11 protein-coding genes are annotated in these 16,714 nt (G+C 71.4%); 4 read left to right on the top strand and 7 right to left on the bottom strand.

Translation table 11 applies throughout. The annotated features are described in order from the left end of the window. Positions 1–46: 46 nt before the first annotated feature. A complete protein-coding gene (locus F7Q99_RS13170) occupies positions 47–2,503 on the bottom strand; it encodes a DUF6049 family protein (RefSeq protein WP_326846612.1) in 2,457 nt (818 codons plus the stop codon). A 416-nt stretch (positions 2,504–2,919) separates the two neighbouring features. On the opposite strand from F7Q99_RS13170, the gene F7Q99_RS13175 reads away from it, so the two are divergent. Beyond that, positions 2,920–4,329: a CCA tRNA nucleotidyltransferase gene (locus F7Q99_RS13175; protein WP_153466136.1), complete on the top strand. Its 1,410-nt coding sequence runs from the start codon at positions 2,920–2,922 to the stop codon at positions 4,327–4,329. Positions 4,330–4,386: 57 nt separating this feature from the next. Here the strand turns inward: F7Q99_RS13175 and F7Q99_RS13180 are convergent, their stop codons facing one another. The 3 genes from F7Q99_RS13180 to F7Q99_RS13190 form a co-directional block, all read right to left on the bottom strand. Further along, positions 4,387–5,394 carry an LppU/SCO3897 family protein gene (locus F7Q99_RS13180; protein WP_153461383.1) on the bottom strand — a complete coding sequence of 336 codons (1,008 nt, stop codon included), beginning with the start codon at positions 5,392–5,394 and terminating at the stop codon, positions 4,387–4,389. Between the two features lie 62 nt (positions 5,395–5,456). After that, the gene (locus tag F7Q99_RS13185; RefSeq protein ID WP_153461384.1) at positions 5,457–6,134 is read right to left on the bottom strand and encodes an LppU/SCO3897 family protein; all 678 of its coding nucleotides are present in this window, start codon (positions 6,132–6,134) and stop codon (positions 5,457–5,459) included. A 100-nt stretch (positions 6,135–6,234) separates the two neighbouring features. Next, positions 6,235–7,572, bottom strand: a complete 1,338-nt coding sequence (locus F7Q99_RS13190; RefSeq protein ID WP_326846613.1) for an MFS transporter — start codon at positions 7,570–7,572, stop codon at positions 6,235–6,237. Positions 7,573–7,696: 124 nt separating this feature from the next. Here F7Q99_RS13190 and F7Q99_RS13195 point away from each other — a divergent pair, with 124 nt between their 5' ends. After that, positions 7,697–8,920, top strand: coding sequence for an IS30 family transposase (locus F7Q99_RS13195; protein WP_153460101.1), 1,224 nt, complete (start codon positions 7,697–7,699; stop codon positions 8,918–8,920). 153 nt (positions 8,921–9,073) lie between these two features. Here the strand turns inward: F7Q99_RS13195 and F7Q99_RS13200 are convergent, their stop codons facing one another. Together F7Q99_RS13200 and F7Q99_RS13205 are read right to left on the bottom strand one after the other, a co-directional pair. Next, positions 9,074–10,156 (bottom strand): inositol-3-phosphate synthase, encoded by a 1,083-nt coding sequence (locus F7Q99_RS13200; protein WP_153461385.1) that lies wholly within the window; start codon positions 10,154–10,156, stop codon positions 9,074–9,076. Positions 10,157–10,282: 126 nt separating this feature from the next. Further along, the gene (locus F7Q99_RS13205; RefSeq protein WP_153461386.1) at positions 10,283–10,984 is read right to left on the bottom strand and encodes a PadR family transcriptional regulator; all 702 of its coding nucleotides are present in this window, start codon (positions 10,982–10,984) and stop codon (positions 10,283–10,285) included. A 512-nt stretch (positions 10,985–11,496) separates the two neighbouring features. Between F7Q99_RS13205 and F7Q99_RS13210 the strand changes: the two genes are divergently transcribed. Both F7Q99_RS13210 and F7Q99_RS13215 read left to right on the top strand, forming a co-directional pair. Then, on the top strand, positions 11,497–13,944 hold the full coding sequence (locus F7Q99_RS13210; RefSeq protein WP_195911055.1) for a transglycosylase domain-containing protein: 2,448 nt from the start codon (positions 11,497–11,499) through the stop codon (positions 13,942–13,944). A 149-nt stretch (positions 13,945–14,093) separates the two neighbouring features. Next, complete coding sequence (locus tag F7Q99_RS13215; RefSeq protein WP_153461388.1) at positions 14,094–15,671, top strand: glycosyltransferase family 87 protein; 1,578 nt, start codon at positions 14,094–14,096, stop codon at positions 15,669–15,671. Between the two features lie 4 nt (positions 15,672–15,675). Here the strand turns inward: F7Q99_RS13215 and F7Q99_RS13220 are convergent, their stop codons facing one another. Continuing rightward, positions 15,676–16,710: an alanine racemase gene (locus tag F7Q99_RS13220; RefSeq protein WP_153461389.1), complete on the bottom strand. Its 1,035-nt coding sequence runs from the start codon at positions 16,708–16,710 to the stop codon at positions 15,676–15,678. Between the last annotated feature and the right edge of the window lie 4 nt (positions 16,711–16,714).

Genomic DNA, 16,714 nt, shown 5'->3' on the forward strand with positions numbered 1-16,714 from the left:
CTGTCGTGGGGGGAGGCCGGCCCGGTAGCTCGCGGGGTCGGCGGTATCAAGGACCAACCTTCTCATCACTGGTGGCCCGATCCCGGCCATCGGCGCTGCTCGCGCGCGGTGTCTGCGCAGGATTGTCACCGGCGCAGGCGCCGCCGTCGGCGTCGTCCGGCTCGTCGTCCGGCCCCTCGGCCGCGCCGTCCGCCCCGGTGTCGCCGACCAGCTGGTCGCCGTCCTCGTGCGGCTGCCCGGCCCGGCGCTTGCGCTGGCGGACGAAGCGCAGCGCGGCGAGCAGGAGCAGCACCACGCCGCCCGCGAACACGTACAGCACGCCGTTGGTCACCGAGGTGACCTCCACCTGGAAGTCCTGCGGCGCGCCGTACGGGCGCGAGTTCGGCCCGGTGGTCCAGAGCTGGGCCGTCATCTTGACCGGCCCGTTGTTCCGCGCCACGGCCTGGAAGCGCACGGTGACGCTCTGTGCGGCCGGGATGACCAGTTCCGCGTCCTCGCCGACCCCGAGCCGGTTGGGCTGGTGCGAGGTGAGCTTCAGCTTGAGGTTGGTGACGGTCTGGGTGAGGTCGTTGCGGACGCTGACCTGCAGCAGGCCGGTGTTCCCGGCGAGCGTGACCACGGTCTTCTGCGGGACCTTCACCGCGCCGGTCAGTTCCTGGAGGTAGCCCGTGACGCCCTTGCGGTAGTTGCCGCCCCCCGGCGTGTCCGAGCGCCACTCGGTGGACAGCGACCGGACCATGGCGGCGCTGAACGGGCCGCGCACCCGCTGCGGCAGGGTGAGCACCTGCATCAGGGTGTCCAGGTCGTTCTGGATCCTGTCGGTGCCGCTCAGGTCGGCCGCCGACAGCTCGGAGGCGCGGGCCTGGGCCGGGTAGTCGGTGGCGGCCGGGACGGCGGTGGCGGCCCCCGGGTCGGGCGCGGCCTGGGCCAGCACGTCCAGCTTCGCCGGCTCCGCCCACTTGCCGGCCGCCGTCTGGAGGGCGGCGGCCAGCGCCTTGGCGGTGTTCACGGTCAGGTTGCGCGGCGGCATCACCAGCAGGCCGCGCTGGTTCTGCGGCTGCTCGTGGGTGATCGCGTAGGTCTCGGCGAGGAAGCGCTGGGTCGCCAGCGTCTGCGCCTGCGGGGTGTTCAGGTCGGTGTCGAACAGCGCGGAGACGGTCTCGTCGGCCACCACGGCGTTCTGCCCGTTGCCGATCGGGCGCACCGCGGTCGGCGTGTGGTTGAGCGCGTCCGGCTCCGGCATGCTCGCGCCGTTCGCCAGCACCAGGCCGCTGCCCGCCTGCTGGGTGATGCCGGCGATCTGCTGGTCCAGGTGGCCCTGGTAGGGCCACGCGACGTCGGAGCGGGTGTCCACGGACAGCCGGCCCTCGACGGTCAGCCGGCCCGCGGTGGCGGCCTTGCCCAGGGCGGTGGCCATCCCGGTCAGGTCGGCGCCGTTGTGGGCGATCGAGGCGACGTCCGGGTCGGCGTACGGCAGCGCCACCACCTGGTTGCCGGGCTTGGCGACGGCGGCCCGCAGCTTCTCCAGCCAGGCCGTCGCGGCGGCCACGCCGGTGCCCGGGACGGTGGTGTCGTCCTTGGCAGGCTTCCCGGACTCCTCGGTGCCCGGCTTCTGCACCCGGTACGGCTTGGTCATCGCGAACGCGGTGTCCAGCAGGTCCGGGTCGATCACCCAGGTCAGCCCGGGGAGCTTGGCGCCGGTGTCCACGAGCTCGTAGAGCCGGCCGCCCGGCGCGAACTCGCCGGCCAGGCCGTCGTTGCGCAGGACGGAGACGGTCTGCTCGTTGTCGGAGACGGTCTGCGCGGCCAGCACCGGGGCGTGCACCAGCGGCCAGAGCGTGGCGATCCTCGTCGGCTGGGCCTCGCCGGGGTTCGAGGTGTACGTCAGGAAGGTCCGGGCGATGCCCAGCGCCCGTTCGTGCTGGTTGTCGGCGGTCGTGCCCCAGGTGTCCACCGCGAGTTCGTAGACGCCGTCGCCGTTCAGCTGGAGGTCGTTGACGGCGACGCCGAGGGTGAACGGCTGGCTCTGGCCGGGGCCCAGCTCGGGCAGCGCGTACTGCGGGCTGTCCAGCTCCACGCCGTCCTGGCCGACCGGGCCGGTGCGCGAGGCCACCGTCGACAGCTCGCTGCGCCGCTGCAGCGGCTTGCCCGACCACGGCTTGCGGATGGCCGCGTGGGCGTCCCTGAGCACGGACTTGCCGCCGTTGGTGACGTGCCCGGTGATCGTCACGGTGCCGTTCGGGGTGGCCACCTGGGGGGCCACCGTGTCGATCGTCATGACCGCCGGGGCCTCGGCGGAGACCCCGCCGTCCGCGCCCGCCCGGGGGCCGCCGACGGGCAGCGCGCCGGCCGGCGCGGCCGTGAACACCGCCAGCACGGCTCCCAGGGCGGCCGCGAGCCGCCGGGCCGTGCGGCGCCCGGGCCCTCGCCCGTCGGCGGGGCCCGTGGGCCGTCCAGGCCGTCCGTACGCTCCCAGGCCCGAGTGCCGTGCCGGCTCACTCACTCGTTTCGCCCTCGCCGTTCTCGATCGATCGCTCGCTGCTGCTGATGCTGTTCGCTTGACGCTGTCCGCCGCTCGATGCCGCGGATGATCCGCGGGCCGAAAACGATCAGCCGTGCGGAGCAGCCGGGCAAAGGCGGCCGTGAAGAGTTGCGGCCTCCGGTCGCCCGGCCGGCCGTGGTGGCACGCGGCACCGCATCCCCTGTCGGTGCCCGAGACTCGTCCACCGGCATGGTAACGATGCGGCCCGGGGTGCAGTGTTGCGGGCCTTGCAGTGAGACGCCCGAAACACGCGGGCGGTTGACCTGCCGGGGCACGTACCCTTGTGAGCCGTGTCCACTGCCAATGAGCCCGCCGCCCGCACCCATCCTTCCAGCACCGCGACCCAGGTCGTACCAGGCCTGAGCGAGGCCCAGACCATGGGCCTGCAAGAGCTGCTGCGGGTGTCGCCGGTCGCCGACGAGATCGCCCGCCGCTTCCAGGCGGCCGGGCACCGACTGGCGCTGGTCGGCGGCTCGGTGCGCGACGCGCTGCTCGGCCGGCTCGGCAACGACCTGGACTTCACCACCGACGCCCGCCCGCAGCAGGTCCTCAAGCTGGTCAGGGGCTGGGCGGACGCGGTCTGGGACGTCGGCATCGCCTTCGGCACGGTCGGGGCCCGCAAGGACACCCCGCACGGTTCCTTCCTGATCGAGATCACCACGTACCGCTCCGAGGCCTACGACCGCACCTCGCGCAAGCCCGAGGTCACCTACGGCGACACCATCGAGCAGGACCTGGTCCGCCGGGACTTCACCGTCAACGCGATGGCCGTCGACCTGCCCGGCCGCGCCTTCGTCGACCCGCACCACGGCCTGGAGGACCTGGAGGCCCGGGTGCTGCGCACGCCGGCGACCCCCGAGGAGTCCTTCTCCGACGACCCGCTGCGGATGATGCGCGCCGCCCGCTTCGCCGCCCAGCTCGACTTCGACCCGGCCCCCGAGGTCGTCGCCGCGATGACCGCGATGGCCGAGCGGATCACCATCGTCTCGGCCGAGCGGGTCCAGGCCGAGCTCAACAAGCTGCTGCTGGCCGCCCACCCCGTGAAGGGCCTGCGGCTGCTGGTCGACACCGGACTGGCCGGCCACGTGCTGCCCGAGCTGCCCGCGCTGCGGCTGGAGCGGGACGAGCACCACCGGCACAAGGACGTCTACGAGCACTCGCTGACCGTCCTGGAGCAGGCCATCGACCTGGAGCAGGACGGCCCCGACCTCACCCTGCGGCTCGCCGCACTGCTGCACGACATCGGCAAGCCGCGCACCCGCCGCTTCGAGTCGGACGGCCGGGTCTCCTTCCACCACCACGAGGTGGTCGGCGCCAAGATGACCCGCAAGCGGATGCGCGAGCTCAAGTACTCCAAGGAGCTCACCGAGGAGGTCTCGCGCCTGGTCGAGCTGCACCTGCGCTTCCACGGCTACGGCGGCGGCGAGTGGACCGACTCCGCGGTGCGCCGCTACGTCACCGACGCCGGGCCGCTGCTGGAGCGCCTGCACAAGCTCACCCGCTCCGACTGCACCACCCGCAACCGCAAGAAGGCGGCGGCGCTGGCGCGCACCTACGACGGCCTGGAGCAGCGGATCTCCGAGCTGAAGGCGCAGGAGGAGCTGGACGCCATCCGCCCGGCGCTGGACGGCAACCAGATCATGGAGCTGCTCGGCCTCAAGCCCGGCCCGCAGGTCGGCAAGGCCTACAAGCACCTGCTCGAACTGCGGCTGGAGCACGGCCCGATGGAGCACGACGAGGCGGTGGCCGCGCTGCACGCCTGGTGGGCGGCCCAGCAGCAGGGCTGACGAAAACGCGACGAGGGGTGGTCCCGGGCCTCGGGACCACCCCTCACGCGTTCCGGTTCAGGACGTGCCCGCGGTGTGGATGCTCTGCAGACACAGGACGTAGCTCAGCGCCGGCATCCCGGTGTACTTGCGGTAGTAGGTGCTGTCGGACTTCGGCTGCTGCTCGCAGACCTTCTCGTCCGAGGTGGCCAGGTACTTCCAGATCACCTTGTACTGGGCACGGGAGTCGGTGCACGGCAGCATGGTGATCCGCGGGTTGGTGTCGTTCGTCGCGCCGGTGCCGTTCTCGTTGCGCAGGCAGTCGCCGGCCTTGGCGCTGTCGATGGCCTCCGGCCCCGAGCCCGGGTCGGACGGCTTCGGCAGGGTCGGCGTGGCCACCGGCGGGAGCGTGTACGTCGGCGAGGTCAGCGGCTTCGGGCTGAAGCTCGGGCTGGGTATCGCCGGGATCGACACGGTGGGGATCGCCGGGTAGATCGGGTCCGGATTCTTCGGGAACAGGGCGCCGGTGGCGATCAGGGCGATCACCGTGATGATCCATCCGGCCGGCAGCAGCAGCATGAAGATGTGCGGGCGCCTGGCGAGCGGGACGCCCGGGTCGAGCTGCGGGCCGTGGGTGCCCGGGGCGGGCGGCGGCAGCTGCTTGATCTTGTTGTGGGCGCCCAGGTTCAGCAGCAGGGTGACCAGCGTGAAGACCGAGCCCAGGTAGCTCCACCAGCCCTGGACCAGCGTGCGGGCGGACATGTTGCGCACGGTCGCGTCGCCGCAGACACGGCAGAACGGCCCGTGCTGCTTCAGGAACCGCATGATCACGATGATGCCCTGGTGCCCGCGCACAGTGGTCTGCACGGCCGGGAAGCCGCCGCAGACCCGGCAGACCGGGCCGCCCTGGGCAGCCGCGGCCGGGTAGCCGTAGCCGGGGGCTTGCTGGGGGTAGCCGTACGCCGGGTCGGGCGGTGGCGGGGCCGGGTAGCCGTACCCCGGCGGGGGCGGCGGGGCCGGCTGGCCGTACGGGTTTCCGGCGGCGTACGGGTTGGCGTCGTGGGGCTGCGGGGCGCCGTAGGGCATCTGGGGCGGCGGAACGGACAAAGGGGTCCCCCGGGGAGAACGGTGACGGTGTCGGGAAGGGGTCAGGACTGCCCGACCGGCGAGGTGCCAGCAGGGCTCAGCGGGCCGAGGCAGAGCACGTACCGCTTCTTGTTCCAGCGGCGTCCGCTCTTGCCGGAGATCGCGCTGGTGGACTGCGGCGTCTGCCGGCAGCGGTTGGTGTCGGTGGTGTCGTCGAACTTCGTCAGGACGCGGTAATTCGCCTTCGAATCGGAGCACTTGACGATTTCGACGTCGTGCGAGCCGCCCACCCGGACGCAGTCGCCCGGCTTGGCGCTGCTGACGCTCGGGCCGCTGACGAAGTAGCCGACGGCCACCACGATCCCGGCGAGGACCACGCCGACGGTCTTCAGCTTCGACCGGGCGCTGCGCTTCGCGGTCGGCGCGCCGGCGGCCGGGGTGTAGGGGGCGGCCGGGGTGGGCTGCGGGTAGCCGTAGGGCGCGGCGGGCGGCGCCGGCTGGCCGTACGGCTGCTGCGGAGCCCCGTACGGCTGTGGCTGGGGCGCTCCGTACGACGGCGGCTGCGGCGCTCCGTACGACGGCGGCGCCCCGTAGCCCGGCGGACCGGGCTGCGCGGGCGCCTGCGGGGCCGGCCGGCCGTACGGCTGGGCTCCGTACTGCGGCGGCTGGCCGTACTGCGGGGCCTGCGGAGGCGGGCCGTACTGCGGTGGCGGGCCGTACGGGCCAGGCGGTGTGCTCATCAGATTGTCCCCCGAGACCAAGTGCTGTCGCTCCGACAGGTCTGACGTACCTTAGCGACTCTGTCGGACGCCACCCGTTCCGAGGCGGCCCCACGGGCCTTCAGGAGATCCGGTCACCGGGAAGCGGCCCGTACCGCCGGGCCGCCCGGAAGTAGAGGACCGCCGCCACCGCGTACACGGCCGCGACCCCCACGACCACCGCGGCCGACCGTCCGGACAGCGGCAGCACGAGGGCGGTGACCAGGGCGGCGGCCACGAAGGCCACGTTGAACAGCACGTCGTAGATGGCGAACACCCGGCCGCGGTAGTCGTCCTCGACCGACTCCTGGACCACGGTGTCCGCGCAGATCTTGGTGCCCTGGGTGACCACCCCGAGCAGCAGCGCGGCCGCCAGGCAGGGCACCAGCGCGAAGCTCAGCCCCAGCGCGGGGACGAAGACCACCGGCGCCACCAGGCAGGTGGTCATCCAGCCGGCCAGGCCGAGCCGGCGGGTGCTCCACGGGCTGATCAGTGCGGCGATGAAGAACCCGGCGGCGGACAGGCCGACCGCCTGCCCGAGGGTGACCAGCCCGGCCGCGCTGTCGGTCGGGCTGTTGAACGTGTACCGGGCGAGCATGACGACGACCACGATCAGCACGCCGTAGCAGAACCGGGCCGCGGTGACGGCGGCCAGCGCGTGCACCGCCGGCCGGCAGTCCCGCACCAGGTGGCGGAGCGCGGCGCCGAGCTCGACCGCGGCCCGGACCAGGGCCTGGCCGAGTGCAGGGCGGTCGCCGTGGTGCTCGGGGCCGAGCAGGTCGCGGTCCATCCGGCGAGCGGCCAGCGCGGCCGACAGGTACAGCAGCGCGGCCACCGTGACCAGCGCGGCGTCCGCCTTCGGCCCGGGGGACATCAACTGGTGCAGCAGGAAGCCGATGCCCCCGCCCAGGGCGGCGGCGACGGTGCCGAGGGTGGGCGAGAGGGCGTTGGCGGTGACCAGCTGCTCCTGGCGCACCACCCGGGGCAGGGCGGCCGAGAGGCCGGCCAGGATGAACCGGTTGAGCGCGGTGACCAGCAGCGCCGAGGCGAAGAACAGCCAGGTGGGCGCCTCCGCCAGCAGCAGGGCCCCGGTGGCCAGGCCGAGCCCGAAGCGGGCCAGGTTGCCGATGTACAGCACCTGGCGGCGTCGCCAGCGGTCCAGCAGTACACCGGCGAACGGGCCGATCACCGAGAACGGCAGCAGCATCACGGCCAGCACCGAGGCGATGTCGGCGGGGGAGGACTGCTTCTCCGGGGAGAACACGACGTAGGCGGCCAGCGAGACCTGGAAGACGCCGTCCGAGAGCTGGGAGAGCACCCGGGCGGTCAGCAGCCGCCGGAAGTCGCGGCCGCGGAGCAGCCCGAGAAGCGTGGCACGCCGCGCGGACTGGTGGGTGCTGCCGTTCTCGGTGATCGCCACTCGCTCAGAGTGCCACGGAACCGGGCGCTGTTTCACGTGAAACATTCGCCGGGAAACGGTGAAGGGCCCGCGATCTCATCTTGGGTTCTAGGAGTCGTGGCAACACCCCAGTTCAGGGGATGCATTGGACTTCGAGATCCGCAAGGACCGGACGGCCCAGGGGCCTGTGAAGCTGCGCCGGGAACGGGAGGCATACTCCCGGCTCATGCAGCAGGGCTACACGAACACCGAGGCGTGCCGGATCGTCGGCATCGCCCGCCGGACCGGCCAGAAGTGGCGTCACGGCCGCGGAGCCGAGCAGCGGCAGAAGGCGGCACCACCGATTCGCATGGTGGTGCCGCCTTCCGGTGTCTCCCGGTATCTGAGCGAGGACGAGCGGATCCACATCGCCGACCGGCTGCGGGAGAAGGCCACCGTGCGGGCCATCGCCGCGGAGCTGGGCCGCAGTCCGTCCACCATCAGCCGGGAGATCCGCCGCAACCGCACCGAGGGCACTCGCGGGCAGTGGCACTACCGTCCGCACGCCGCCCAGGCCAGGGCGGACGCTCGCCGGCCCCGCCCCAAGGCCCGCAAGATCACCGAGAACCCCGAGCTGCACGCCGCCGTCCAGGCGATGCTGGACGAGCAGTGGAGCCCGGAGCAGATCTGCCACGCTCTACGTCGACAGTTCCCCGACCGGCCGGAGATGCACGTGGTCCACGAGACCGTCTACCAGGCGCTCTACGTCCAGGGCCGCGGCGAGCTGCGGCGCGAGCTCGCCGGTGCCCTGCGCTCAGGCCGGGCCCGCCGCAGGCCCCAGCGGCAGGCCAACTGCCGGCGTTCCCGCTTCACCGACCCGATGGTCATGATCAGCGAGCGCCCCGCCGAGGCCGAGGACCGGGCCGTCCCCGGCCACTGGGAGGGCGATCTGATCCTCGGCAAGGAGCACAAGTCCGCGATCGGCACCCTGGTCGAGCGTTCGACCCGCTACGTGATGCTGCTGCACCTGCCCGGCGACCACACCGCCGAGACCGTCCGCGACGCCCTAGTGGCCACCGCCCGGACACTCCCGGTCCAGCTGAAGCGGTCCCTGACCTGGGACCAGGGCAGCGAGATGGCCAGGCACGCGGAGTTCAGCCTGGCCACCGACATCCCGGTCTACTTCTGCGACCCGGCCAGTCCCTGGCAGCGCGGCTCCAACGAGAACACGAACGGCCTGCTGCGGCAGTACTTCCCCAAGGGCACCGACCTGTCGGTCCACACGCCCGAGCACCTGGCCGCCGTCGCCGACCAGCTCAACCGCCGCCCACGCAAAACGCTCGGCTGGGAAACCCCAGCCGAGCGTCTGGCTAAACTCCTCGCGGCCTAGACAACCGACCACGTGTTGCAACGACCACTAGAAACCGCCCATGATCACAGGCCCTTCCGGGGCGCTATGCGCGGTTATGAACCGTCAGTGCCGAGCAAGCTCGGCGCTCAAGGCTTAGCGCTCAGCATCCGACAGTCGCGAACCTCGCTGCGCTCAGCGCTCGACCTCGCCGCGGATGAACTTCTCGACGTTCTCGCGGGCCTCGTCGTCGAAGTACTGGACCGGCGGGGACTTCATGAAGTACGAGGAGGCCGACAGGATCGGGCCACCGATGCCGCGGTCCTTGGCGATCTTCGCGGCGCGCAGGGCGTCGATGATGACACCGGCGGAGTTCGGGGAGTCCCAGACCTCGAGCTTGTACTCCAGGTTCAGCGGGACGTCGCCGAACGCGCGACCCTCCAGGCGGACGTACGCCCACTTGCGGTCGTCCAGCCAGGCCACGTAGTCCGACGGGCCGATGTGGACGTTCCTGGCGCCCAGCTCACGGTCGCGGATCTGCGAGGTGACGGCCTGGGTCTTGGAGATCTTCTTGGACTCCAGGCGGTCGCGCTCCAGCATGTTCTTGAAGTCCATGTTGCCGCCGACGTTCAGCTGCATGGTGCGCTCGAGGATGACACCGCGGTCCTCGAACAGCTTGGCCATCACGCGGTGCGTGATGGTGGCGCCGACCTGGGACTTGATGTCGTCACCGACGATCGGCACGCCGGCCTCGGTGAACTTGTCCGCCCACTCCTTGGTGCCCGCGATGAACACCGGCAGGGCGTTCACGAAGGCGACCTTGGCGTCGATGGCGCACTGGGCGTAGAACTTGGCGGCCTTCTCGGAGCCCACCGGCAGGTAGCAGACCAGGACGTCGACCTGGGCGTCCTTGAGCGCCTGGACGACGTCGACCGGGGCCTCGTCCGACTCCTCGATGGTCTCCAGGTAGTACTTGCCCAGGCCGTCGAGGGTGTGGCCGCGCTGGACGGTGACGCCGGTCGGCGGCACGTCGCAGATCTTGATGGTGTTGTTCTCGGACGCCGTGATGGCGTGCGCGAGGTCCTGGCCGACCTTCTTGGCGTCGACGTCGAACGCGGCGACGAACTCCACGTCACGGACGTGGTAGTCACCGAACTGGACGTGCATCAGCCCGGGGACCTTGCCGGCCGGGTCGGCGTCCTTGTAGTACTCGACACCCTGCACCAGCGACGCGGCGCAGTTGCCCACGCCCACGATGGCTACGCGAACCGAACCCATTCCGGTTGCTCCCTGTGATCTCATGAGCACCGCCGGGGTCGACGGCGCTCGTCCTGCTTCTTCGATGACTGCTTGTACGGGCGCGAGGCGCCCACTCCTGCCGCGTGGCACAGGGCTGACGCGGTGTCAGCGCTCCTGGGCGGAGCGCCCCGGGCGGTCGTACGGTGGCCCGGGCGGGTCCGGGGACCCGCTCTCCCGGCCACGGCCGTCCGAAGTCTTGGGGGGTACGGCGGTGGTGTTCCCGCCGGTGGCGGGCCCGGTCCGGCCGGTGCGGTTGGCCCGCTCGGTCTCGATCAGCTCGTTGAGCCACCGGACCTCGCGCTCCACCGACTCCAGTCCGTGCCGCTGCAGCTCGACGGTGTAGTCGTCGAACCGTTCGCGGGCCCGGGCCAGCGAGTTGCGCATCCGCTCCAGGCGCTCCTCCAGCCGGCTGCGGCGCCCCTCCAGGACGCGCATCCGCACCGCCCGGTCGGTCTGGCCGAAGAACGCGAAGTGGACGCCGAAGTGCTCGTCCTCCCAGGCGTCGGGGCCGGAGTCGGCGAGCAGTTCCTCGAAGCGCTGCTTGCCCTCGGGGGAGAGCCGGTAGACGATCTTGGACCGCTTGCCGTTGAGCGCCGTCGCCGGGACGTACTCGACGTCCGGGTTGTCCTCGACCAGGAAACCCTGGGCGACCAGGCTCTTCAGACAGGGGTAGAGCGTTCCGTAGGAGAAGGCACGGAACGAGCCGAGCAGGACGTTGAGCCGCTTGCGCAGCTCGTACCCGTGCATCGGGGCGTCATGGAGCAGGCCGAGAACGGCGAACTCCAGCACTCCTGAGCGTCTGCCCAATGCCGTCGTCCTCCTTCCCTCAGGTCGCTGTCCCGCGCCGTGTTCGGCGGTATGCCGCTTCGATGTATCGGCTCGATATATCGAGAACAGTAAACCTGGCCCTCCGAAGGGGCAAGGGGGGCACGCGTGAATGTGATCACAAGCCGACGCGCGGGGATGGTTGGCAACGGGCGTGTAATGATCTGTCGCCGTTTTGTGGTCATTGGCCGCTTATATCCGATTAGTTGTACTTCTCGGCTGCGTACGCTTTCGCGTGTGCACGAGGACCACCTCCGGGAAGGGCGGTTGGCGGGCATCGGACGTGAACCCTGCCTTCAGGCTGGAACCGCCTGGCGAGGAGTAGCTGGAACATGAGCGAACGACGGCGGAGGACGCCCAACCCGGGCGGCGAAGGGCAACAGCCCCCGGGTGACGGAGGCCGCCGGGGTGGGCCCGGGGGCGACGAGCTGAGCTCGCAGGGGCTCGGCCGGCGCCGCCCCCCGGGTATGCGTGACACCGCTCAGCAGCCGCGGATGACCCGTGCCGAGATGCGCAAGGCCGGGCAGAAGAACGGCAAGGGCGGCCGGCGCGGTGCCGCGGCCGCCGCCGCTGCCGACCCGGGCAAGAAGCGCTTCATCGACTACCCGCGCCACGGCAAGACCGGCGTGCGCCGCTGGCTGCCGTCCTGGCGCCAGTGGCTGACCGCGTTCCTGGTGTGCTTCGCGGCGTGCGTCGGCGGGGCCTTCTACCTCTACCAGACCACCGAGATCCCGCAGCTCAAGGACCTGGTGAAGGACCAGAACACCATCTACTACTGGGCAGACGGCACGGAGATGACCCGCAAGGGCGAGACCAACCGTCAGATCGTCGAACTCAACGACATCAGCCCCAACCTGCAGAACGCCGTGATCTCCGCGGAGAACGAGACCTTCCGCACCGACAACGGCATCGACCCCAAGGGCATGCTCCGCGCCGTCTACAACATGGCGAAGGGCGGCCAGACCCAGGGCGCCTCGACGATCACCCAGCAGTACGTGAAGAACGCGTACCTGAGCCAGGAACAGACCCTGACCCGCAAGATCAGGGAGTTCTTCATCACGCTGAAGATCAACCAGAAGATGGAGAAGCCCGACATCCTGAAGGGCTACCTCAACACCAGCTGGTTCGGCCGCGGCGCGAACGGCGCCCAGGCCGCCGCGCAGGCGTACTACGGGGTCGACGCGAAGGACCTCAACCTTTGCCAGAGCGCCATGCTGGCCGGTCTGCTGAAGGGCGCGACGTACTTCGACCCCACCAACCCGGCCAACAAGCCGCGCGCCGAGGACCGGTGGAAGTGGATCCTCGACCGGATGGTGGAGACCCACAACACCACCCCCGAGGAGCGCGCCAAGTGCACCACGTTCCCGGACCCGGTCCCGCCGAAGACCTCCAGCAACATGAACGGTGAGATCAGCTACCTGGTCGACACCGTCAACAAGTACATCGCCACCAAGGACCCGACGATCACCCAGCAGGTGATCGACAAGGGCGGCCTGAAGGTCTACACCACCTTCGAGAAGGACAAGGTCGACGCCCTGAAGAAGGCCGTCGACGACGTCAAGGCCGAGACGCTCGACCCGCAGAAGCGCCCTGACAACGACAAGTTCATCCAGTTCGGCTCCGCCAGCATCCGCCCCGGCGACGGCGCCATCGTCGCCCTCTACGGCGGTGACGGCGTGGAGAACGGCCACTTCGACAACAACGCCGACGCCAAGGGCGTCCAGGTCGGCTCGACCTTCAAGCCCTTCGTACTGGCCACCGCGATGCAGGTCGGCGTCCAGACCGCGAAGGACGACGGCAAGCCGAAGCGGATCAACGCCGACAGCCGCTACCTCTCCGACGACATGTCCGAGATCCGCAAGCCGGACGGCTCGCTGGTGATCGGCGACGACGGCAAGCCCTACCGGCAGAAGAACGAGGACGCCGGCAAGCGCGGCTACGTCTCGCTGCGGCAGGCCATGCAGTGGTCGTACAACGTGCCGTTCGTCCAGCTCAACCAGGACGTCGGCGGCCAGAACGTGGCCGACATGGCGGTACAGCTGGGCATCCGCAAGGACAGCCTGGCCGACCCGAAGACCCCGACCTTCCCGCTCGGCACCTCGACCATCAGCCCGATCCGCATGGCCACCGCCTACGGGACGTTCGCCGCCAGCGGCAAGGAGGCCGAGCCCTACTCGGTGACCAAGGTCGAGGTGAACGGCGTGGAGCGGCCGGGCTTCGCGAAGCCCGAGGGCAAGCAGGCACTGGAGCAGGCCGTCGCGGACAACGTCACCGACGTGCTGGTGAACGTGGCGAAGAACGGCACCGGTTCGAAGAGCAACGCGCTGGGCCGTCCGGTGGCCGGGAAGACCGGTACCACCGACCAGAACAAGTCCGCGTGGTGGGTCGGCTACACCCCGCAGCTGGTCACCAGCGTCGCGATGTGGCGCGAGGACCCGACCAAGCACGAGCGGCTCTCGCTCAACGGCACCGGCGGCAAGGAGTCCGTCCACGGTGGCGACATCCCGACCGACGTCTTCACCCGCTACATGAAGGCCGCGCTGGCGAACGAGAAGAAGATGGACTTCCCGTCGCCGACGTCGATCGGCTCCGAGGTGGACTCCTCGGGCGCCCCGGCCTCCCCGACCGCCACCGCCACGCAGACCACGACCGCGGCCCCGTCGGCCACCGCCGCCCAGCCGACCGGCACTCAGCCCCAGCCCGACAAGCCGCAGCCGCCGGCGCCGACCCAGGGCGCCTGCGTCCCGGGCGTGGACTGCCCGGCCCCGCAGCCGACCGTGCCGACCAGGACCCGCCCGGGTCCGACGCCCAGCTGCCTGCCGATCCTGTGCCCGACTTCGCAGCCCACGGCGACCCCGACGGACACCACGCCGCCGACCAAGCCCGGCAAGCCGACCCCGTCGTCCACCACGACGGGCGGCGCCCAGGGCTCGGTGCCCTAACCCGAGCCGGACACCGGCGGAAACGGCGGTGGCGGTCCTCTCCGGAGGGCCGCCACCGCCGTTTCGTCGTGATGCACGGCGGCCCGGGCGGGCCCGTTGCGGGGGCCTCCTCCTCGTCGGAGCGGGGCGGGTGCGGCAGGATGTCCGGCATGACGTCGAGCGCTCCTGACGAATCCGCCGGCCTGACCGGGCCCAGCGACGCCGTCGGGCCGGTCCCGGCGCCCGGCGCCACGGCCGGTCCGCCACCCAACACCGTGGTGGTCCCGGCCGACGAGGACCCGGTGGCGGCGGCCGGTAGCGAGGTGATCGGCGGCCCGCCCGGACGCCGGGCGCTGCTGGGCGTCTCCTGGTGGATCCCGGCGCGCTTCCTGGCGCTCGTGGTCATCGTGGTCTCGGTGCTCGGCATGGTGCGCGACCTGCCCTGCTACAACCAGGCCTGGTTCCAGCCGGGTTCGCCGCAGTACATCCACGCCTGCTACAGCGACATCCCGCACCTGTTCTCCGGCCGCGGCTTCGCGGCCGGGCTGCACCCGTACGTGGATCGCATCCCGGGCACCTCGGGGGACCTCCAGTACCTCGAATACCCGGTGCTGACCGGCCTGTTCATGCAGGTCGCGGCCTGGCTGACGCCGGGCGGCGGCAGCCAGCAGGACCAGGAGCAGTGGTTCTGGGCGATCAACGCGGGCCTGCTGATGGCCTGCGCGGTGGTCGCCGCGGTGGCGCTCTCGCGCACCCACCGGCGCCGCCCCTGGGACGCGCTGCTGTTCGCGCTCGCGCCCGTCCTGCTGCTGAACGGCACGATCAACTGGGACCTGCTCGCGGTCGCGCTGGCCGCGGTCGCGATGGCGTGGTGGGCCGGCTCCCGGCCGTTCCGGGCCGGTGTCTTCATCGGCCTGGCCACCGCCGCCAAGCTCTACCCGCTGCTGCTGATCGGCCCGTTGCTGGTGCTGTGCTGGCGGGCCGGCAAGTGGCGCGAGTTCCGCGCGGTGCTGGGCGGCGCGGCCGGCGCCTGGCTGCTGGTCAACCTGCCCATCATGCTGGCCAACTGGCAGGGCTGGTCGACCTTCTACGTCTTCAGCAACCACCGCGCCGAGGACTACGGCTCGTTCTGGCTGATCGTGATGCAGAACCGCGGGGTCGGGCTGGAGCACCTCAACGCCTACATCGCGGCGCTGATGGTGCTCGGCTGCCTGGCCATCACGTGGCTGGGGCTCTCGGCGCCCCGCCGCCCGCGCTTCGCGCAGCTGGCCTTCCTGGTGGTCGCCCTGTTCGTGCTGGTGAACAAGGTGTACTCACCGCAGTACGCGCTCTGGCTGCTGCCGCTCGCGGTGCTGGCCCGGCCGCGCTGGCGGGACCTCCTGATCTGGCAGGCCTGCGAGGTGCTGTACACCCTGGGCATCTGGTCCCACCTGGGCTTCGTCGTCGGGCCCAAGCAGCACGGGATCGGCGAGGCCTGGTACCACTTCGCGATCGTGCTGCACCTGCTCGGCACGCTGTACCTGGTAGGCCTGGTGGTCCGCGACATCCTGCTGCCGGACCGCGACCCGGTGCGCTGGGACGGCAGCGACGACCCGTCCGGCGGGGTGCTCGACCACGCCCCGGACGTGTTCGTGGTCGGCACCGCCCGGCGGCTGCGCGAGGAGGAGAGTTACGCCGCCTACGCGCCGGCCGGCCCCGAGCACTGGCTGAGGGAGCCCGAGCTGCCGGAGCCGGCCGAGAAGGCGTGAGCCGTCAGCGGTCCACCACGCGGTCGAAGTGCGTGGTGGTGTGGCGGACCTGGAGGCCGAGCTCGTCGCCGATCACCGGCGGCTTGGTCTCCCCGTCCAGGAAGAGCAGCGAGACCTGCATGTGCGGGGGCTCGGCGAACCACAGCTGCTTGCCCGCCCAGTGGAACGGCGACTTGGTCTTGTTGACGGTCGCCAGGCCGGCCCGGGCGATGCCCTTGGCCCGCGAGGACATGCCCTGGACGTACTTGGGCGCCTCCAGGCCGATGCCGTGCGCGGTGCCGCCGGCGACGACCACGATGTGGCCGTCGGACGGCGCCGGGTGCTGGCGGTAGCCGTAGCGCTCGCCCTTCTTCACCCGGGTGACGTCCAGCACCGTCGCCCGGACCTCCAGCGCACCGTGGTCGCCCAGCCAGAGCCGGGTGCCGATCCGGGCCCGGAAGACGGTGTCCGGGTAGCGCCGGGCCAGCTCGTCCATGCCGGCCGCGCCGAGGTGGCTGACGAACACGGTGTGCACCGGCACCCCGGCCGCCCGGGCGGTGTCCACCCAGTACGCCACCTCCTCGACCGGGCTGGAGCCGTCCGGCCGGTCCATCGGCAGGTGCAGCGCCAGGCCCTCGAAGGAGACGCCCTCCAGTTCGGCGGCGGCCGCCTTCAGGTCGGCCGCGCCCACGCCGTGCCGGCGCATGGTGGTCATGCACTCCAGCACCACCCGGGCGCCGGGCAGCGCGCGCAGCGCGTCCAGGCTCGCCACCGTCCGGATCACCCGGGCGTGCGGCAGCGGCAGCACCTCCTCGCCGACCCGGTACGGGGTGAGCACCAGGAGCTCGCCGCCGTACCACTCGGCGGCGTCGGCCGCCTCGTACGCGGTGCCGACGGCCAGCACCCCGGTGCCGAGCAGCGTCGCCTCCTCGGCCAGCCGGTGGTTGCCCAGGCCGTAGCCGTTGCCCTTGGCGACCGGCACCAGACCGGGGAACTCGGCCAGGACGGAGCGCTGGTGGGCGCGCCAGCGTTCGGTCTCGAGGTAGAGCGACAGCGTCATCGGG

This window comes from Streptomyces kaniharaensis, assembly GCF_009569385.1.
In the GTDB taxonomy this organism is placed as follows: Bacteria; Actinomycetota; Actinomycetes; order Streptomycetales; family Streptomycetaceae; genus Kitasatospora; species Kitasatospora kaniharaensis.